General features: G+C 68.7%; 21 protein-coding genes. 20 read left to right on the top strand and 1 reads right to left on the bottom strand.

From position 1 onward, the window contains the following. The first annotated feature begins 1 nt into the window (after position 1). From fliE to Aco04nite_RS49745, 7 genes are all read left to right on the top strand, one after another. A complete protein-coding gene (fliE, locus tag Aco04nite_RS29210) occupies positions 2 to 328 on the top strand; it encodes a flagellar hook-basal body complex protein FliE (protein WP_213000464.1) in 327 nt (108 codons plus the stop codon). Between the two features lies 1 nt (position 329). Continuing rightward, positions 330 to 1,931: a flagellar basal-body MS-ring/collar protein FliF gene (gene fliF, locus Aco04nite_RS29205; RefSeq protein WP_213000463.1), complete on the top strand. Its 1,602-nt coding sequence runs from the start codon at positions 330 to 332 to the stop codon at positions 1,929 to 1,931. Between the two features lie 75 nt (positions 1,932 to 2,006). Beyond that, positions 2,007 to 3,032 carry a flagellar motor switch protein FliG gene (gene fliG, locus Aco04nite_RS29200; RefSeq protein WP_213000462.1) on the top strand — a complete coding sequence of 342 codons (1,026 nt, stop codon included), beginning with the start codon at positions 2,007 to 2,009 and terminating at the stop codon, positions 3,030 to 3,032. After that, entirely contained in the window at positions 3,025 to 3,690 is a 666-nt protein-coding gene (locus tag Aco04nite_RS29195) for a FliH/SctL family protein (protein ID WP_244876381.1), read from the top strand. Before fliG ends, Aco04nite_RS29195 begins: the two co-directional genes overlap by 8 nt. Further along, the gene (locus tag Aco04nite_RS29190) at positions 3,687 to 4,994 is read left to right on the top strand and encodes a FliI/YscN family ATPase (protein WP_213000461.1); all 1,308 of its coding nucleotides are present in this window, start codon (positions 3,687 to 3,689) and stop codon (positions 4,992 to 4,994) included. Before Aco04nite_RS29195 ends, Aco04nite_RS29190 begins: the two co-directional genes overlap by 4 nt. Before the next feature lie 365 nt (positions 4,995 to 5,359). After that, the gene (locus Aco04nite_RS49135; RefSeq protein WP_498370767.1) at positions 5,360 to 6,037 is read left to right on the top strand and encodes a flagellar FliJ family protein; all 678 of its coding nucleotides are present in this window, start codon (positions 5,360 to 5,362) and stop codon (positions 6,035 to 6,037) included. Beyond that, positions 6,034 to 7,044, top strand: a complete 1,011-nt coding sequence (locus tag Aco04nite_RS49745) for a transglycosylase SLT domain-containing protein (protein ID WP_213000460.1) — start codon at positions 6,034 to 6,036, stop codon at positions 7,042 to 7,044. Before Aco04nite_RS49135 ends, Aco04nite_RS49745 begins: the two co-directional genes overlap by 4 nt. Before the next feature lie 154 nt (positions 7,045 to 7,198). On the opposite strand, the gene Aco04nite_RS50075 is transcribed toward Aco04nite_RS49745, so the two are convergent. Continuing rightward, positions 7,199 to 7,603, bottom strand: coding sequence for a hypothetical protein (locus Aco04nite_RS50075; RefSeq protein WP_369076658.1), 405 nt, complete (start codon positions 7,601 to 7,603; stop codon positions 7,199 to 7,201). Positions 7,604 to 8,245: 642 nt separating this feature from the next. Between Aco04nite_RS50075 and Aco04nite_RS50070 the strand changes: the two genes are divergently transcribed. From Aco04nite_RS50070 to Aco04nite_RS29110, 13 genes are all read left to right on the top strand, one after another. Further along, the gene (locus tag Aco04nite_RS50070) at positions 8,246 to 9,604 is read left to right on the top strand and encodes a flagellar hook-length control protein FliK (RefSeq protein ID WP_369076657.1); all 1,359 of its coding nucleotides are present in this window, start codon (positions 8,246 to 8,248) and stop codon (positions 9,602 to 9,604) included. Positions 9,605 to 9,701: 97 nt separating this feature from the next. Then, complete coding sequence (locus tag Aco04nite_RS29165; RefSeq protein ID WP_213000457.1) at positions 9,702 to 10,298, top strand: flagellar hook assembly protein FlgD; 597 nt, start codon at positions 9,702 to 9,704, stop codon at positions 10,296 to 10,298. Between the two features lie 3 nt (positions 10,299 to 10,301). Next, positions 10,302 to 11,519 carry a flagellar hook protein FlgE gene (locus Aco04nite_RS29160; RefSeq protein ID WP_213000456.1) on the top strand — a complete coding sequence of 406 codons (1,218 nt, stop codon included), beginning with the start codon at positions 10,302 to 10,304 and terminating at the stop codon, positions 11,517 to 11,519. Between the two features lie 184 nt (positions 11,520 to 11,703). Further along, the gene (locus tag Aco04nite_RS29155) at positions 11,704 to 11,988 is read left to right on the top strand and encodes a flagellar FlbD family protein (protein ID WP_203838128.1); all 285 of its coding nucleotides are present in this window, start codon (positions 11,704 to 11,706) and stop codon (positions 11,986 to 11,988) included. Further along, positions 11,988 to 12,776 (top strand): flagellar motor protein, encoded by a 789-nt coding sequence (locus Aco04nite_RS29150; RefSeq protein WP_203838127.1) that lies wholly within the window; start codon positions 11,988 to 11,990, stop codon positions 12,774 to 12,776. Before Aco04nite_RS29155 ends, Aco04nite_RS29150 begins: the two co-directional genes overlap by 1 nt. Positions 12,777 to 12,779: 3 nt before the next feature. Then, entirely contained in the window at positions 12,780 to 13,814 is a 1,035-nt protein-coding gene (locus Aco04nite_RS29145; RefSeq protein WP_213000455.1) for a flagellar motor protein MotB, read from the top strand. 20 nt (positions 13,815 to 13,834) lie between these two features. Then, positions 13,835 to 14,299: a flagellar basal body-associated FliL family protein gene (locus Aco04nite_RS29140; protein ID WP_213000454.1), complete on the top strand. Its 465-nt coding sequence runs from the start codon at positions 13,835 to 13,837 to the stop codon at positions 14,297 to 14,299. Between the two features lie 114 nt (positions 14,300 to 14,413). Beyond that, positions 14,414 to 15,352, top strand: coding sequence for a flagellar motor switch protein FliM (locus tag Aco04nite_RS29135; protein ID WP_244876378.1), 939 nt, complete (start codon positions 14,414 to 14,416; stop codon positions 15,350 to 15,352). Beyond that, a complete protein-coding gene (gene fliN, locus Aco04nite_RS29130) occupies positions 15,349 to 16,101 on the top strand; it encodes a flagellar motor switch protein FliN (RefSeq protein ID WP_213000453.1) in 753 nt (250 codons plus the stop codon). The genes Aco04nite_RS29135 and fliN overlap by 4 nt, the downstream gene beginning before the upstream one ends. Positions 16,102 to 16,104: 3 nt before the next feature. After that, on the top strand, positions 16,105 to 16,533 hold the full coding sequence (gene fliO / locus Aco04nite_RS29125) for a flagellar biosynthetic protein FliO (RefSeq protein WP_203838123.1): 429 nt from the start codon (positions 16,105 to 16,107) through the stop codon (positions 16,531 to 16,533). Next, complete coding sequence (gene fliP, locus Aco04nite_RS29120) at positions 16,511 to 17,374, top strand: flagellar type III secretion system pore protein FliP (RefSeq protein ID WP_244876377.1); 864 nt, start codon at positions 16,511 to 16,513, stop codon at positions 17,372 to 17,374. The genes fliO and fliP overlap by 23 nt, the downstream gene beginning before the upstream one ends. Beyond that, positions 17,371 to 18,138: a flagellar biosynthetic protein FliR gene (fliR, locus tag Aco04nite_RS29115; RefSeq protein WP_213000452.1), complete on the top strand. Its 768-nt coding sequence runs from the start codon at positions 17,371 to 17,373 to the stop codon at positions 18,136 to 18,138. Before fliP ends, fliR begins: the two co-directional genes overlap by 4 nt. A gap of 3 nt (positions 18,139 to 18,141) precedes the next feature. Beyond that, positions 18,142 to 19,227: an EscU/YscU/HrcU family type III secretion system export apparatus switch protein gene (locus Aco04nite_RS29110; protein ID WP_213000451.1), complete on the top strand. Its 1,086-nt coding sequence runs from the start codon at positions 18,142 to 18,144 to the stop codon at positions 19,225 to 19,227. Positions 19,228 to 19,290 lie beyond the last annotated feature (63 nt).

The raw sequence follows: 19,290 nt of genomic DNA, 5'->3' as shown, positions 1-19,290 counted from the left end.
CATGACGTCCCCCATCAGCGCGCTCGGTGCCGTGAACGGTCTCTCCAGCGTCAGCGCGATCAGCGGTGCCTCGGGCGCGGCGGCCACCACCGGAGCCGGTGCGGCCGGCGGCGACTTCGCGAGCATGTTGTCGAAGGGCCTGGAGAGCGTGCAGGCGTCCCAGGCGAACGCGAGCGATCTCGCCGTACAGGTGGCCAACGGATCCCTGCAGGACCCGGCGCAGTACACGATGGCGGCCACCGAGGCCTCGCTCGGCCTGCAGATGACCATGGCCATCCGTAACAAAGCTGTCGAAGCATTTCAGGAAATCATGAGAATGCAGGCCTAAAATGTCTGACCGTCTCCCCGCGCCTGTTCGTAAAGTCGGCGACACCTTCAAGTCCTTTACCCCTGGCCAGAAGGCCGTGACGGTCGCGGCGTTGCTCGCGCTGCTCATCGGCGGTTACTTCTTCGCGACCTGGGCCTCCAAACCCTCGTACTCCCCGCTGTTCAGCAATCTGTCGACGAAGGACGCGAGTGCGATCGTCGAGTCGCTGGACAAGTCCGGGACGGCGTACGAGCTGGCCAACGGTGGCTCCACGATCCTCGTCCCGCAGGACCAGGTGAATAATCTGCGGCTGCAGCTATCCGGTGAGGGCCTACCCGGGGATGCCGACACCGGCTACTCGCTGCTCGACCAGCAGGGGATCACCACCAGCGACTTCATGCAGCACACGAACTACCAGCGGGCGCTCGAGGGCGAGCTGGCGAACACCATCAAAGCGATCGACGGCGTGGAGGCGGCGACCGTACACCTCGTCATGCCTCAGAAAGACGTCTTCGCCGACGACCAGAACAAGACCACGGCGTCCGTGCTGGTGCAGACCTCGCCGAGCGAACCGCTCTCCGGCGACCAGGTGCAGTCGATCGTCCACCTCGTCGCGTCGAGCGTCGAAGGCCTCGACCCGACCCAGGTGACCGTGGCCGGCGCGGACGGCAAGATCCTCTCGACCGGTGGCGGCGCGGCAATCGGCGGCAGCGGCAGCGACAGCGGCTCCGACTCGGCGACCGTGCAGTTCCAGACCCGGCTCAACAACTCGTTGCAGGCCATGCTGGACTCCGTGGTCGGGCCGGGGCACTCCGTGGTCACCACGACCGCCGAGCTCGACTTCGACACGGTGGAGACGAACACCGAGAAGTTCACCTCCGACCCGTCGGTCGCGGCGTTGTCCGAGAGCATCAGCCGGGAGGCGTACAACGGCAACGGCAACGGCCAGGGCGGGGTGCTCGGCCCGGACAACATCCAGGTTCCGAACGGCACCACCAACACGGCCGGGACCGGGCAGTACGAGAACAGCAACACCGTGCGCAACAACGCGGTCGACAAGACCACCGAGACCCGCAACAGCGCCCCGGGCAGCATCAAGCGCCTGAGCGTGGCGGTGCTGCTGGACGCCACCACCGCCGGCGCCGTCAACCAGGCGGACGTGCAGCAGCTGGTCAGCGCCGCCGCCGGGATCGACGCGACCCGCGGGGACACGATCGCGGTCAGCGCGATGGCGTTCGACACCAGCGCCGCGACCGCCGCCAAGGACGCGCTGGCCGCCTCCGTCGCGGCCGACACCACGGCCAAGCAGACCTCGCTGATCAGGACCGCCGCGATGGCGCTGGTCGTACTCCTGCTGATGTTCATCGCTTGGCGCTGGAGCCGGAAGCAGAAGAAGCGCAAGTCGCTGACCACCGCCGAGCTCAAACACCTCGAGGAGATGCAGGCCGCCCTGGAGGCGCAGCGTCTCGCCGAGCTGAACGCGGCGATCCCGTCGGCGGCCATCGAGGCGAACGCGAGCTTCCAGGAGCTCGAGGAGCGTCAGCGTGAGATCGAGCAGATGGTCGAGGACCAGCCCGAGGAGATGGCCGCACTGTTGCGGGGCTGGCTCGGCGCCGGTCGCTGAGCCTGGTTCAAGCTCGTCCCCCGCCCCCCCTGGTTCAAGCTCGTCCCCCGCCCCTTGGTTCAAGGAGGAACCACATTGACCACGCCAGCAGCGCTGAGCACCACGTCGATGACCGGCCTGCGCAAGGCGGCCATCCTGCTGGTGCGGATGGGCAAGGAGTACTCCACCCGGGTCCTGGCCAACATGAGCGAGGGCGAGGTCGAGGAGCTCTCCGCCGAGATCGCCCGGCTCGGCAAGCTCGAGCCGGACGTGGTCGGCGACGTCATCGACGAGTTCTACGCGCTGGCCACGACCAAGCACGCCGGTGCGGGTGGCATGGCGTACGCCCGTGAGCTGCTCGAAGCCTCCCTCGGTGTCGAACGCGCCCAGCTGATCCTGGACCGGCTGCAGGCCTCGATGACCGACATGCCGTTCAACTTCCTCAGCCACGCCGATCCCCGCCAACTGCTCTCCTACGTGCAGTACGAGCACCCGCAGACGATCGCGCTGGTCCTCGCGCACATCCCGTCGGCGCTCGCCTCGTCGATCCTGTCCGGGCTCGCCCCCGAGGTGCAGTCGGACGTCGCACACCGGATCGCCGTCATGGACCGCACCTCGCCGGACGTGATCCGCCAGGTCGAGATGGCGCTGCAACGCAAGCTGTCCAGCGTGCTCCAGCCCGACGAGCTGTCCACGGTCGGTGGCCTGCAACCGCTGGTCGACATCATCAACCGCGCGGACCGCACCACCGAGCGGCTCATCCTGGAGGCGCTGGAGAAGCGCAACCCGGAGATCGCCGAGGAGATCCGCCGGCGGATGTTCATGTTCGAGGACATCACGTCCCTCGACGACCGCTCGATCCAGCTGGTGCTGCGTCAGGTCGAACCCGCCGACCTCGCGCTCGCGCTCAAGGGTGTCGGCGACGACGTCCGCGACAAGGTCACCGGCAACCTGTCCGAACGCGGCCGGGAGAACCTGGTCGAGGAGATGGACCTGATGGGTCCGGTCAAGGTCAAGATGGTCGAGGAGGCGCAGCAGAAGATCGTCTCGGTGATCCGCTCGCTCGAGGACTCCGGCCAGATCGAGATCCAGCGCGGCGAGGCGGAGGAACTCATTGCCTGAGGAGAAGCCGGTGCTGCGGGGCTCGGTGGCCGAATCGGCGACCGCGGTCAGCTTCGGCGTGGATCTGCGCCGCGGCGTACCCATGGATTCCGCCCCGGTCGAACGGGCCAAACAGGAAGCCCGCACCGCCGGGTACGCCGAGGGCTGGGCGCAGGGCCAGCGGGCCGCCGCGCTCGAGGCGGAAGCGGCCGCCGAACGGGCCCAGGCCCGGGAAAACGCCCACGACCAGCGCCGCGCGGCCGCCCTCGCCCAGTCGGTGAACGCGCTCGGCCGGGCGGTCACCAACCTGGAGACCCAGCTCATGCCGACCCTGCACGAACTGCAGGAGGCGGTGCTGGGGCACGCGTTCGAGCTGGCCGAGGCCATCATCGGGCGGGCCATGGACGACGCCGAGGGCCGGGCCGCGGCAGCGCTGCGCCGGGCCATGAACGCCGCCCCCGACCAGGGCGACGTCGTCGTGAGCCTGCATCCCGACGACTTCCGCAGTCTGGTCGGCACGGCAACCGACGCGGACTACAACTACGAGGGCCGGCCGGTGCATCTGCGCCCCGAGCCGGCCCTGCACCCCGGCGACGCCGTGGCCGAGACCGGCACCACGACGGTCGACGCCTCGATCGCGGCCGCCGTGGCTAGAGCGAAGGAAGCCCTGCGACTGTGACCGACGTCTTCCGTAACCGCATCAACGCCGCCCTCACCGCGGCCCAGCCGCTGAGCCGGGGCAAGGTCACCGGGGCGGTGGGTCTGCGCGTGACGGTGAGCGGCCTGGAGGCGCGGGTCGGCGACCTCCTGCAGATCAACGAGGGCCCCGACGCGATCCTGGCCGAGGTCGCCGCGCTCGACGGGGACCGGCTCGCCTGCCTGCCGCTGGGCCCGATCGCCGGCCTCGGCACCGGCAGCCCGGTCACCAACACCGGCGGCCCGCTACGGGTAGCCGTCGGCCCGGACCTACGCGGACGGATCCTGGACGGGCTGGGCCGCCCGATGGACGGCGGACCCCCGCTCAGGGGCGAGATGGTCAGCATCGAGGCCGCCCCGCCGTCGGCGATGGAGCGGCAGCTGGTCGACCGGCCGATGCCGTTGGGCGTACGCGTCCTGGACACACTCGTCCCCTGCGGCCGCGGCCAGCGGATCGGCATCTTCGCCGGCTCCGGCGTCGGCAAGAGCACCCTGATGTCCATGATCACCCGTGGGACGACCGCCGAGCTCAACGTCGTCGCCCTGGTCGGCGAGCGTGGCCGCGAGGTCCGCGAGTTCATCGAGCACGACCTGGGCCCCGAAGGCCTGGCCCGCTCCGTGGTGGTCATCGCCACCTCGGACACCCCGCCGCTGGTCCGGCTCCGCGCCCCGCTCGTGGCCACCCGCATCGCCGAATACTTCCGCGACGAGGGCGGCGACGTCCTGATGCTCATGGACAGCGTCACCCGCGCCGCGATGGCCCAGCGCGAAGTCGGCCTCAGCGTCGGCGAACCCCCCGCCACCCGCGGCTACCCACCCTCGGTCTTCGCCATGCTCGCCTCCCTGCTGGAACGAGCCGGCCCGGGCGCCCGCGGCAGCATCACCGGCCTCTACACCGTCCTCGTCGAGGGCGACGACCACAACGAACCCATCGCCGACGCCGCCCGCTCGATCCTCGACGGCCACATCGTCCTTGACCGCAAACTGGCCACCGCCGGCCACTTCCCCAGCATCCAGTCCCTCGACTCCATCTCCCGCGTAGCCAACAAGATCACCACCGCCGAACAGAAGAGCGACGCCACCGAACTCCGCCGCATGATGGCCGCCCACCGCGACGTCCGCGAACTGGTCGAGATCGGCGCCTACGTCCCCGGCACCAACCCGGAGGCCGACCGCGCCACGGCGATCTGGCCGCAGATCACCGCCTTCCTGCGCCAGGGCCTGGACGAAAAGGTCCCCGCCGACCAGGCCTGGGCGCAATTGCGCCAGCTCATCGCAAATTCCTGACCGTTTCAGTACGCCCGGAGCAAATTCCCGGTGCCCGCCTGCCGTGATGCAGTGCTCGCCGCCGACCCGGTCACGGAACTCGCGGCGCGGGTGGAACCGGGCATCCGCCCCCCGATATACGGACATAAGCCTCAATCCAGCCGACCGCTCCGCATTAGGTTGTGCGCAATTAGGTTGTGCACAATTTAATTGCGCACAACCTAATTGTGGGCAACTTAATTGTGGGCAATCTAGCTGGGTGCAATGAGGTGGTAACGGTCCGGCTTTTGGGGCCGGGTTGCAGGTCGGGTGCAGAGGCTCAGTGGTTGGGGTGACGGGCCGACCGGGTCTGTGTAGGCGCTTCTCTGGGAGGTCTTGTGAATCGGATGTTCCGGCTCGGGCCCGTGCTGCGGGCGCGGAAAGCCCAGGAGGATGCCGCTCGTGGCGCGGTCATCCAGTCGCGGCAGGAGATCCGGGACGCGCAGGCGCTGGTGAAGCGGCGCCAGCTTGACCTGGCCGGTGCCGATGCCCCGAGTGAGGGGACCGCGCGGGCGATGGTGGCGTCGATGGTGGCGCGGCAGTCGCTGGCTGCCACCCTCTCCGGGGCGCACAAGCTGGTGGATGAGGCGGAGGAGCGCACCCGGGAGAAGGTCGCTGAGCTGGCCGATGCTGCGAAACGCCGGCGTGCGGTGGAGATGATGGCCGAGCGGCACGCCGAGACGATCAAGCATCTTGATCTGGCTACCGAGCAGAACAATCTTGACGAGATCGCGGTGACGTCCAAGGCCCGCAATGCCGCTCGGGGCGTTGACACGGCGGAGGAGCGGGGAAGTGTGCTGCGTACGGGGGCCGGGTCGGTTGCGAATCGGCGGTCGGCCGCCGAGCGGGAGGACGAGGCCCGGGAGACCGCGAACTCCGTCGCCGCTCAGCGTCCGATGATCGACCTGGCCGACGCGCGGCAGTCCATCGACGCCGCCCGGGACCGGTTGGCCGTTGTCGCTAAGCGGCCCGCCGATCGCGCCGAACTCGAAGATGAGGACGCGGACGACGGGAGCCGGGAATGATCGGTGTTCAGGGTGTCATGTCGCGCATCTCCGAGCTTAAGACGCAGCTCGGGATCGCGCCCACGACCACTGGCACCACCGGCACCACCACCGCTACCGGCACCTCTACGACCTCGGGCACGTCGTTCGCGAATGCGCTCGCGGGAGCCACCGCGGGCCCCACCAGTCCCGGCGTCACCGGCCAGGCCGTGGTCGACTCGGCGAAGAAGTACCTCGGCACGAAGTATGTCTTCGGGAGCACCGACCCCGCCAAGGGTCTGGACTGCTCGGCGCTGGTGCAGCGGGCGTACAAGGATCTCGGTGTCGATCTGCCGCGCAACTCGAAGCAGCAGGCCCAGGCCGGCACCAAGGTGGACAGCCTGGCCAACGCGAAGCCCGGCGACATCCTGGCGTTCGACAAGCCGGTCGACCACGTCGCCATCTATGTCGGCAACAACAAGATGATCGCGGCGCCGAAGCCCGGCGACCATGTCAAGATTCAGTCGGTCTACGAGACGCCGACCCACATCCGCCGGGTCGTCGGCACCTCGGACGCCACCGGTGCCGCCGCGGTGACCGGGGCGAACGGTGCCGCAGCGGCAGCCGCTGTCCGCCCGGCCAGCCTGCAGAACTCCAGTTCGCTCGCGGGAGTGCCGTACGCCGACATGTTCGTCAAGGCGGGTGCGAAGTACGGCGTCTCTCCCAAGCTCCTCGCCGCCGTGGCGAAGGTCGAGTCGGGCTACAACCCGAAAGCCGTCAGCAAGGTCGGCGCCCAGGGTCTGATGCAACTCATGCCGGCCACCGCACGCGGCCTCGGTGTGGACGATGCCTTCGACCCGAAGCAGGCCATCAACGGCGCCGCGAAGCTGCTCTCCAGCCACCTGAAGGAATTCAAGTCGGTGCCGCTGGCGCTCGCGGCGTACAACGCGGGCGGGGGCAACGTCCACAAGTACGGCGGCATCCCGCCGTTCGCGGAGACCCAGGCGTACGTGCCGAAGGTCCAGAAGGCGCTCGCCGCGCTCGGCTGAGCCGCCTGGATGGGCCGCCCGGACGGGCCGAGCCCGGCTGAACTGAAAGGACGCGCCCATGACGAGCTCTGTCAACGGCCCCGAACGCAGGCCCGCGATTGACACCTCCCGCCGCTCGGCAAGCTCGGGGGGCGACGGCGGCGAGGCCTTCGGATCAGCGCTCTCGGCCGAACTCGACCGTGGCACCCCGATCGACCCCGGCCTGGACGCGGGCCGGGCAGCCGACAGCCGCCTGGCCGATCTGCGCCGCTCCCGCACCGAGCAGCTGCTGGAACGCGCCACCCAGCAGCGGGCAGATCAACAACGGACGGACCAGAAGTCGGACCAGAGCCTCGCCGCCGCCCGCCGAGCCACCGCCCAGCGCGCCCTCGCCGAACGACCCCCGATCGAACGGCCCAGCATCGAACGACCCCAGATCGAACGACCCCGCATCGAACCGCCCGCACTCGACCGCCACCCGGCAGCGCGCACCCAGATCGACCGGCCTCCCATCGAACGCCGCCCCATCGAACGTGGCCCGATCGAACGTGGCCCCATCGAACGTCGCCCCATCGAACATCGCCCAGTGGAGCGCAACCCCATAGAGCGCGGCCGGATCGAACGCGACAGCACAGAGCGCAGCCAGATCGAGCGCGGCAATGCTGAGCGCAGCCGGATCAAACGCGACAACGCTGAGCGCAGCCGGATCGAGCGCGGCGCGAACGACCGTCCGGAACGGGTTGAGCAGGCCCGGCCCGGCCCGGACCGTCCCGGCGCCGAACGGCCGAGCGCCGAGCAGGCTGGCCTCGAACGGGCTGGGCATCGCAGGCCCGAGCACCGCCGCCCGGAAGCCCTGCGCCCCGGATCGGAGAACGGCAGGCCGGAAGGAGCCGAGGCGCCGAGCCCGCAAGCCCGGGCAGCGGCGGACGAGACCGCGTCGTCCGATGAACAGGCCGAGGTGAGCGCCGGGACGACCGAAACCGCCGGAATCACGCAGGCAGCCGTGCTGACCCCGGTGCCGCAGATCGCGCTTGTCGCGACCGGCACCGCGGCGAACGCGGCGGCCAGCGAGGAGGCCGGCTCAGGCGCCGCGCCGATCACGAACGTGGGCACCGCACAGGCCGCAGCGTGGGCTCAGGCCGAGACGCAGGCGGCTGCGAAAGCCGCGGCCGCCCCGCCGCCCGGCATCTCGCTGGCGCCGAGCAGTGCCGCTCAGACCGCGATGACCCAGGCGGACGCCGTCTCGCAGGCCGAGGTAGATCTGGCCGGGCAGCCCCAGTCGCTCACCGGCGTGGCGATCGGGCCGCAGTCCGGACTTCCGGTCGGCGCGCAGGCAGCCATGGGGCAGGCCGGTGCCATGACCCCGGACGCGGTGGCTCAGGCGATTGCGGATGGGATGGGTACGGGGACCGGCGCTGCGGGCGTACCCATCGGACCCGCCGCGGCAGCCGCAGTGAGCGCGGCCAACACCGCCGATCTTGTCACCACCGCCGAGGCCGCGATCAGCGGTGGGACGACCGTTCCCTCAGCCGGCGCCGCGACGACCGGCCCGGCCGCAACCGGCGCGTCGGCAACGACCGGCCCAGCAACTACCGACCCAGCGACAATCGGCCCAACAACCGGCCCAGCAATGACCGGCCCAGCAGCAACAGGCCCAGCAGCAACGGACCCGGCCGCGACGACAACGGGGCCGGCCGCAACCGACCCGGGTGCCGCGAACGCGCCCGCCGTTGCAGCCGCCGACGGTCCGGCCGCCGCCGACGTCACAGCGACACCGCTGAGCGACACCGATGCGAACCCCGGAATCGGCGACCAGCCCGCCGGCCGCGACGACCTCGCCGTGGGCGATCCCGCGACCAGCGCTTCCGCCGACGCGACAACGGGCGACCCGTCCTCCGAGACCGGCAACCCGGGCCAGGAATCCAGCGGCCAAGACTCGAACAGCCAGAACTCGAACAGTCAGGGCACGAACAGCCAGGGCACCGGCCAGGATCTTGCCGGTCAGGCAGGTGCGCAGAGGGCCGGAGCCACACCGGGAATCCCCGGTCAGGACTTCCCCATCGGGGGCATCACCGGGGTCGGGCCCACCGCACCGACCGCACCCGCCGCACCGGTGTCGAACGTCGCGCCGCCGCCCGCGCCGCCCACGCCCGGGCCGCTCGCCATGCAGCTGGCAACCCGGATCACTCCGCTGAAGCTCGACGCGGACGGCGTACACCGGCTGACCGTGAATCTGCACCCGGTCGACCTGGGACCGGTGCAGGTCGTCGCCGAGATCCGTAACGGCGAGGTGAGCGTGCAGTTGACGAGTTCCACCGACGCGGGGCATGAGTCGCTGCGTAATGCCCTGGATGACCTGCGGCGCGAGCTCGAACAGTCGGGATTTACGGGTACGTCGGTGGATCTGCGCCAGGGTTCGGGGCAGGAGCAGGCTCGCCAGCAGTTCGCGTTCATGAACAACGGGGGCGGGGGCGGTGGGCGTACGGGTAACGGGAATGCGGGAGCGACCGACGTGCCTGCCGAGACCACCCCGGTCCCGTCGCGTCCCACCGGCAACAGTCGCCTCGACATCGAGGCTTAGCCGCTGTAACAGCCCCGTAAACAGGGCCTAAGCGATTTGGCAACCTGGCCGAACCTGTTGTGCGAGGGCACCAACCGCTACTTCAGGAGGGCCGGTCATGACCTCGCCGATCAACGGAATCGTCAGCAACGGCAAGTACGACGACAAGACCGCCAAGTCCACGTCGATGTACACCACCAAGACGACAACGGACGCCGGCGCGAGCAAGTCGGTCGCCGACCAGGACACGTTCATGAAGCTGCTGGTCGCCCAGCTGAAGTATCAGGACCCCAGCAATCCGGCGGACTCGACCCAGTTCCTCGCGCAGACCGCGCAGTTCACCCAGGTCGAGAAGCTGGGCCAGATCGCCGACATGTTGCAGGCCCAGCAGTTGATCGGCGCGAGCGCGCTGGTCGGCCAGACCGTCACGTATCAGGACGGCGACGGCAACACCCACTCGGGCGTCGTCACGAAGACGAAGCTCAACGGAGACAGCGAACCGACGCTCGTGGTCGGGAACATGGATGTGCAGCTGTCCAAGGTCACGGAAGTTCAGCAAGCGGCGGGCGCCACGCCCGCGGCCACCACCAGCCCCGCGCCTGTCGCAGCCACCCCGGCCGCGGCAACGCCGACGCCGGCCGCCGGGGCAAAACCGGCTGAGCAGACCGCAACTGAGAACACCGCCTCCGATTCCTCTACCACGAAGGAAATCTGACCTATGCTGCGTTCCCTCTTCTCCGGCATCAGTGGCCTGCGCGCGCACCAGCAGATGATGGATGTGACGGGCAACAACATCGCCAACGTCAACACCACGGGTTACAAGTCCAGCCAGACCGTCTTCCAGGACACGCTGTCGCAGATGGTCAACGCCGCCGGTGCCCCGCAGAACGGCGCGGGCGGCACCAACCCGGCGCAGGTCGGCCTCGGTGTGAAGACGGCGAGCATCAACGCGAACTTCAGCCAGGGCGCCGCGCAGACCACCGGCAAGTCCGGCGACATGATGATCCAGGGTGACGGCTTCTTCGTCGTGAAGAGCGGCGGGGAGTCGGTCTACACCCGGGCCGGCTCGTTCAACTTCGACGCCAACGGCTCGCTGACCACCCCGAACGGCCAGATCGTGCAGGGCTGGTCCGCGAACACCGACGGCGAGGTCAACATCGCCGGGGCCCCCGGCAACATCAAGCTGCCGATCGGTATCAGCCTGGCGCCGGAGCAGACCACCAAGTTCACCCTGACCGGCAATCTGTCGTACGAGGCCCCGATCGACGCCACGGGTGCCACAGCGGGCAGTTCCAAGGTGATCCCGATTCCCGTCGTCGACGAGAACGGCGCCTCCAGCACGCTGAACGTGACCCTCACCAAATCCGGGGCCAACGAGTGGACCGCCAAGACCCCGACCGGCACCGCCGTCCCGATCACGTTCGTGAACGGTAAACCGGTGGCCGCCGACGGTGTCACGCCGTTGACCAGCCTGACCCTCACCGAGGGCACCGAGACCTACGACGTGGACATCACCGACCTCACGCATTACAGCGGCAACACCGAGGCCCGGGTCAGCGACGCGAACGGGTCGGGGGCGGGCATTCTGAGCTCGTACACGGTGTCGAACACCGGGCAGATCGTCGGCGTGTTCTCCAACGGTCTCAAGCAAACGCTCGGCCAGCTCGCTCTGGCCAACTTCAACAACGTGAACGGGCTGGAGAAGATCGGCGACTCGATGTTCCGCAGCACCGTGAACTCCGGCCTCGCTCAGGTCGGTGCGGCCGGCTCGGCCGGGCTCGGCACGATCACCAACGGCGCGCTGGAGATGTCGAACGTCGACCTCGCGCAGGAGTTCACCAACCTGGTCATCGCGCAGCGCGGTTTCCAGGCCAACAGCCGGATCATCACCACCAGCGACGAGATCCTCCAGGAGCTCGTCAACCTCAAGCGCTGATAGACCGCACAGCCGGCGATGCCGGGACGGGCCGCATGGCCCGCCCCGGCATCTGCGTTTCCGGCGATGCTCGCACCCGGAATGCGACCGGAACGCGCTCATCGGCAACCGGAAACAGGCCGAATGGTCATGTGAAGGGCCACGGACGGCCCACCAGCCAATAGACGCCCCAAGGACGGATGTCGTGATTCTCGTAACCCGCCTCAACGGAGCCGTTTTCGCCCTGAACCCCGACCTGGTCGAGCGCGCGGACTGCACGCCCGACACGGTCATCACGCTGGTGGACGGCACCAAGTACGTCATTGCCGAGTCCGTGCCCGAGTTCATCGACTCGGTGCGGCACTACCGCGCTTCGCTGATCGCCCAGGCGAGCCGCATGGAGGCCGAGCCGGCCACCGCCGACCTGACCGCCGAGGACGCACCGTCGAAGAACGCGACCGTGCTGCCGCTGCACCGAAAGGACCGTTGATGGACCTCGCCACCATCATTGGTGTAGTCGTCGCCCTGGTGATCGTCTTCACCGTGCAGATCCTGGAGGGCGGTAGCCCCGCCTCCATCATCCTGATCCCGTCGATGCTGCTGGTCTTCGGCGGCGCGTTCTGTGCCGGTATGGCGGGTGGCGTGCTCAAGGACGCCCTCGGCGCCGGCAAGCTGCTGCAGAAGGCCTTCCTGGCCAAGGTCGCCCCGCCGAACAAGCTGGTCGACGATGTCGTGAAGCTGGCCGAGCGGGCCCGCCGCGAGGGCCTGCTGGCCCTCGAGGACGCGGTCAAGACCGTGGAGCACCCCTTCCTGAAGCGCGGCCTGCAGCTGGCGATCGACGGCACGGACCCGGAGGAGCTGCACGACATCCTGCACGCCGAGGTCGCCGCGAAGAAGAAGGCCGACAAGGCCGGCATGAAGATCTTCGAGAACATGGGCGGGTACGCCCCGACCGTCGGCATCATCGGCACGGTCATGGGCCTCGTGCACGTGCTCGAGAACCTCGACAAGCCGGAGTCGCTGGGCCACTCCATCGCCGCGGCGTTCGTCGCGACCCTGTGGGGTGTGCTCTCGGCCAACCTGATCTTCCTGCCCGTCGCCGCCCGGCTCGCCCGGCTCTCGGGTATCGAGGCCGAGGAGATGGAGCTCGTGATCGACGGTGTCCTCGCTATCCAGGCCGGCTCGAACCCGCGTCTGGTCGCCCAGAAGCTGCGTAGTCTCCTGCCCCCCGACGCTGCGAAGGCCGCTGAGGCCGCATCCACCAAGAAGGCGGCATAACGAATGAGCTCAGGAGGCGGGGGCCGTCGGAAGAAGGGCGGTCACGAGGAGCACGAAGAGCACGTCAATCACGAGCGCTGGCTCGTGTCGTACGCCGACATGCTCACGCTTCTCTTCGTGCTGTTCGTGGTGCTGTTCTCGATGAGCAGCGTCGACCAGAAGAAGTTCGCCGAGCTGGCGGCCGGCCTCTCCGAGGGGTTCGGCGCCTCCAGCGCGGCTTTCCAGGGCAACGTGTCCAACCTTGACGGCGCGGGTCAGGCCACCAACGTCGTCCCGATCGACCCGGGCGTCAACCCCGGCAGCGGCGGGAGCGGCACGGCCGGCATGACCAAGGAGCAGAAGGAAGCCGTCGAGCGCGCCGTCCAGGCGGCGAGCCGGGCGCAGGCCTCGAAGGACGCGCAGGCGGCGACCAAGGAGGCCGAGGACCTCAAGAAGCTCGAGAACAAGATCGCCGACCAGCTCGAGAAGAACAAGCTGCTCGGTCAGGTCAAGTTCACGATCGACCGGCGCGGCCTGGTGGTCACCATCGTGACCAACGAGGTGGTCTTCGCGGGCAACCGGGCGGACCTGCAGGCCGGTGGCAAGAAGATCCTGGACGCGATCGCGCCGGCCCTGGTGAAGCTGCCGAACAACATCGAGGTCGACGGCAACACCAACCAGCTCAAGGCGACGACGACGTTCTACCCGAGCGGCTGGGAGCTGTCGGCGGCACGTGCCTCGACAACCGTGCGCTACCTGATCGACCACGGGCTGGCCAAGGGTCGGATGACCGCGGTCGGCAACTCCGACACCAAGCCGTTGATCGACCCGAAGGACCCGCGGGCGGTCACCATGAACCGCCGCGTCGACGTCGTGGTCCTGACCACGCTCAACCCGGAGCAGGCGGCACTGCTGCCGGCCGCGGCCGGTGACGACGCCAAGCTGCACTCCGGCCAGACCTCGGAGCAGGCCAAGACCGCCGCCGAGGCCGCGGAGAAGGCCGAGACGGGCAAGACCAGCACCACCACCGAATCCACGACGACCACCACCCACGACTGAGCAGGACGGAAGGAGTTCCGATGGCGAAGGACGAGAAGGAAAAGGACGCCGCGGCGGAAGCGCCGAAGAAGTCCAAGAAGATGCTGATCATCATCATCGCGGCCGTCGTGCTGCTCGGTGGTGGCGGTGCGGCCGCGTACTTCCTCTTCTTCAAAAAGAGCGACGACACCCCGAAGGCTCCGGTCAAGGGCGCGGTCGTCTCGCTGGAGAACGCACTGACCATCAACCTGGCCGACGGCCACTACCTCAAGCTCGGGTTCGCGCTGCAGATGACCGAGGAGGCCGGCGAGACGGAGGTCGACACCGCGGAGGCGATCGACCTCGCGATCGACCAGTACACCGGGATGGCGATCGGCGAGCTGGAGACCGAGAAGGGCCGCGAGACGGTGAAGGGCGAACTGCTCGAGAAGATCGAGAAGGCGTACAACGTCGACGACAAGGACCTGGTGATGGGCATCTACTTCACCTCCTTCGTCACCCAGTAACACCGGCACAGACATGGGCGGGTCCGCGGCGAGCGGATCCGCCCATTCGCCGTAGATAAGGACATAGCACGCCGTACGCCTCAGCGGTTGCGGAAGGGAGCCGATGAGGACGACGTGACCACCTCCGCGACCCGTCCCTCCGGAAAGATGTCCCGCCGAGGCGCCGGCGCGGGGCCGACGACGTACGACTTCCGCAAGCCGATCAAGCTCTCCCGCGACCACGTGCGGACCCTGCAGATCGCTTTCGAGACGTACGCCCGAAGCTGCGGCACCCTGTTCACCACCCGCCTGCGCGTCATCAGCAGCGTCTCACTGGTCTCGATCGAACAACTGAACTACGACGAGTACGTCGCCTCCCTGTCCAACCCGACGGTCATCGCCGTGGTCTCCATCGACCCGCTGCCCGGCACGGTGCTCATGGAGATGGCCTCGTCCGCCGTGATGACCGCGATTGATCACATGCTCGGTGGCCCCGGCGGTGCCCAGCCGGAGCGGCCGCTCACCGAGGTGGAGATGCCGCTGCTGCGCGGGCTGCAGGAACGGATGCTCGGCGAACTGCGCTACGGCTTCGAGTCGCTGGTGGACATCCACCCGAAGCTCAAGGAGATCGAGTACAACGCGCAATTCCTGCGCGCGCACCAGCCCGGCGACGCGGTGGTGATCGCCTCGTTCGAGATGAAGATCGGCACCGAGGAGTGCGTGGCCAGCATCTGCCTGCCGTTCAACACCATTCTGCCGGTGCTGGAGAAGCAGGAGACCATCGAGCTCACCCCGGCCGAGCGCATGGTACGCGAGAACTCCCTGCGCAACCTCACAGCCGGACTTTCCGCGGCGCCGATCGACGTAGCTGTCCGATTCCACCCCATCCGGATGCGCACCGATGACATCGTGGATCTACGCCCCGGCGATGTCGTGCCGCTGGGCCATCTGACCAGCGTGCCGCTCGAGGTGACCGTCAACGAGACCGTTTTCGCTCATGCGGTTCCCGGCAATCAGGGTGCCCGGCTCGCGTGCCTGGTCGTGCCGTCGCCCAAGGAGGAAGAACGTAGATGACCGCGCCCACGATCACCGAGCCACAGCTCGCGCTGGTCCGTACCGCCGCGGAGGCCGCCCTGGCGGTGCTGCCGACCAGCCGGGAGCTGATAGTCGGCGCACCCGTGCCGGCCTCCCCCGACATGCTGACCACCGGGCAGGCGATCACCGCGAAGTTCACCGGCGCGGCCACCGGCGAGGTGGTCGTCGTGGTGGGCCAGGACCTCGCCGACGCGCTGAAGGAGAGCCCGCTCGGCGAGCTGGACCTGACCGCCGCCGTACGCCCGGCCCTGGAAGCCGCGTCCCGGGCGTTCGGGCCGACCGTGCTCGACCCGGGTCAGCTGATGGAACCCGGGGTGGCGCTGAGCGCGATCGCGGCCAAGCCCGACGCGATCGCCGTACCGCTGCTCGACGGTGGCGAGATCCGGGCCGTGCTGGCGCTGGCGCTGAGCCCGTGGCCGTCCGACGGTGCGCCGGGTGGCATGGCGAAGCGCGGCCCGGCCGGCGCGGGGGTGATGCGTGGCGGTCTGGACATGCTGCACGACGTCGAGATGGAGGTCTCGGCCGAGCTGGGCCGGACCCGGATGAGCGTGCGCGAGCTGCTCTCGCTGAGCCCGGGGGCGATCGTCGAGCTCGACCGGGCCGCCGGCAGCCCCGCCGACCTGCTGGTCAACGGCCGGCTCGTGGCCCGTGGCGAGGTGGTCGTGATCGACGAGAACTTCGGCATCCGGATCACGGAGATCGTCTCTCCCGGCAGCGAACGGGAGTAACCGTTGTTCGAGCTCGCCATGCGCATCGGCTTCTCGCTGCTGGTCGTCTTCGGCCTGCTCTGGGGGCTGGCGAGGGTCATCCGGCGCGGTGGCATCGGCAGCGGGCACGGCAACCTGCACGTGCTCAACCGGCAGACGCTCAGCCGGGGCTCGTCGATCGCGGTGGTCCAGGTGGCAGACCGGGCACTGATCCTCGGTGTCACGGACGCCCAGGTCAGCCTGCTCGGCGAGACCGAACTGAAAGCCTTCGAGCACGAGACGCACCACCTGCTCAAGAAGCGTGACCACCTGGCCATGGAGCCGGACGACCTGCTGCCGGCACATCCGATGGTGCTGCCCCATCACGGCGGCAAGCTGGACGGCTCGGTGCTGTCACCGCGTACCTGGAGCTCGACCTTGAACTTTCTGCGTGACCGGACGACGAGGCGCTGACATGTGGCGGCGTACGGTGATCATCCTGTTGCTGGCCCTTGGCTGGCTGCTGCCCGCGGCAGCCGCACAGGCCGCACCGCCGCAACCCGTTCCCGTGCCGGTTCGCTATGAACTTCCCCGGGCACCCGGGCCGACCGCGCCCGTCGCGCCGGAGGTGACCCCGAGCGGCGGCAGCATCAACTTCAACATCAACGGGACGAACCCGGACGGCAGCAAACCGGCGACCTCGCTGGTGATCGTGCTCGGCCTGACGCTGCTCTCGGTGGCGCCGGCCGCGCTGCTGCTCTGCACCTGTTTCACCAAGGTCTTCATGGTCCTCGGGATCTGCCGCAACGCGCTGGGGCTCACCAGCATGCCACCCAACCAGGTGCTCGCCGGGCTGGCGCTGTTCGTCAGCCTCTTCATCATGAGCCCGGTGCTGAGCGACATCAACGAGCAGGGCGTGCAGCCCTACCTCGCCGGTGACAAGACCCAGTCGCAGGCCTTCAAGGACGGCGTGCAGCCGCTGCGCGGGTTCATGCTCAAGACCACGCGCCAGGACGAGCTCGCCCTGATGATCAAGGTGTCCGGTCAGGAGGCCCCGGCCAAGGTCGACGACGTCGAGCTGACCACGCTGATCCCCGCGTTCGTGCTCTCCGAGCTGCGGGCCGCGTTCATCATCGGGTTCGTCGTCTTCATCCCGTTCCTCATCATCGACATGGTCGTCTCGGCGTCGCTGATGTCGCTGGGCATGATGATGCTGCCACCGGTGACCGTCGCCATGCCGTTCAAGCTGCTGCTGTTCGTGCTGGTCAACGGGTGGGGGCTGATCATCACGGCGCTTGTCAGCTCGTACCGATGAACTGGGACATCCCGATCGGGCAGCTGATCGCGATCTTCCTCGGCGCGGCGCGCGCCGGTGCCTGGCTCATGCTCTGCCCGCCGTTCAACTCCCGGCTGATCCCCGCGCAGGTGAAGGTGCTGCTCTCGATCGGGATCTCGCTGCCGATGGCGCCGTACCTGACCTCCGCGGTGCCGGTGATCGAGACGTCGGCGATCATCGCGGCGACCGCCCTGCAGGTCTTCGTCGGCGCGGCGCTCGGCTTCATCACGCTGCTGCTCTTCGCCGCGGTCCAGGCCGCCGGTGACCTGCTGGACGTCTTCGGTGGCTTCACCCTGGCCTCGGCGTACGACCCGCTGTCGCAGAACCAGAGCTCGGTCTTCGGCCGCTTCTACAACCTCGTGGCGGTGACCCTGCTGTTCGCCAGCGGTGGCCACCAGCTCGTGCTCCGGGGCTTCATGGAGTCCTACAAGACGCTGCCGCTGGACGCGAGCTTCTCCATGGAGACGTTCAACAAGCTGCTCATCGAGGGCGTCGGCGAGATGTTCGTGTCCGCGTTGCAGATCGCCGGGCCGCTGATCGCCGTCCTGTTCCTCACCGATGTGGCGTTCGGCCTGCTCAACCGGGTGGCACCCGCGCTCAACGCGTTCCAGCTCGGGTTCCCCGCGAAGATCTTCCTCGTGCTCACCCTCGCCGGCACGGCGATCGCGATCCTGCCGAAGGCACTGGAGACGCTGGTCAACCACGCGGTCAGCGCGGTCGTCCACCTCAGCGGCGGGGGGTGATCCGTGTCCGGTGAGAAAACCGAACAACCGACACCCCAGAAACTCAAGAAGGCCAAAGCCGAAGGCCAGATCGGCCGCAGCCAGGACGTCGGCGCCTGGTTCGGCATGCTCGCCGCCAGCATCATGCTGCCCCGGACGATGCGCTCCGCGATGGGCCAGTCCCGCGAGCTGATGACGAAGATCCCGGAGATCATCGCCGACCCGGACCCCTCGGTGGCGCTCAGCATCCTGCGCAACGGCCTGATGAGCGCGGCCTGGGCGGTGCTGCCGCTGGCCCTGACGATGATGGCGGTCGGCATCGCGGCGGCCGGGGCGCAGGGCGGCATCCGGGTCGCCACCAAGCTTTTCATCCCCAAGTTCAGCCGGCTCAACCCGCTGCCCGGCATCAAGAAGATGCTCGGCCCGCAGGCGCTGTGGGAGGGCAGCAAGGCGTTGATCAAGACCACGGTGCTGGGTCTCGTGCTCTGGTCCACGATGAAGGACATCGTCCCGCTGCTGATGACCGCCGGCCGGCTGCAGATCGGGTCCCTGCTCGCCGTGGTCAACGACGCCACCATCGGGCTGATCCGGGCGGCCTCGGTAGCCGGCATCGTGATGGCCGCGGCCGACTACTTCGTGGTCCGCCGCCGCACGAACAAGCAGCTGCGCATGACCAAGGAAGAGGTCAAGCAGGAGAACAAGAACTCCGAGGGTGACCCGCACCTCAAGGGCCACATCCGGGCCAAGCAGATGGCGATGGCCCGCAACCGCCAGATGGCCGACGTGCCGACCGCGGACGTGGTGCTGATCAACCCGACCCACGTCGCCGTCGCGCTGCGCTACGAGGCGGACAAGGGCGCGCCGCGGGTGATCGCCAAGGGACAGGGCGCGATCGCGCAGAAGATCCGCGACGTGGCGACCGAGAACCGCATCCCGCTGGTCCAGGACATCGCCCTGGCCCGGGCCCTGGAGAAGAACGTCGAGATCGGGATGGAGATCCCCGCGGACTTCTTCGGCGCGGTGGCCAAGGTGCTCGCGTTCGTGATGAGCCTCAAGTCGAAGGGCGCGGCGGCCGGGACGCACCGCAACCCGAACCCACACCCCTCCTGACAATCCGTCCCATCTGGGAGTTTTCCTCACATCGGCGGCCCGCCTGCGTCAGTATCAGCAGGT

The organism is Winogradskya consettensis (assembly GCF_018332715.1).
Taxonomy (GTDB): domain Bacteria; phylum Actinomycetota; class Actinomycetes; order Mycobacteriales; family Micromonosporaceae; genus Actinoplanes; species Actinoplanes consettensis.
This window is presented reverse-complemented; position numbering and strand designations above follow the sequence as displayed.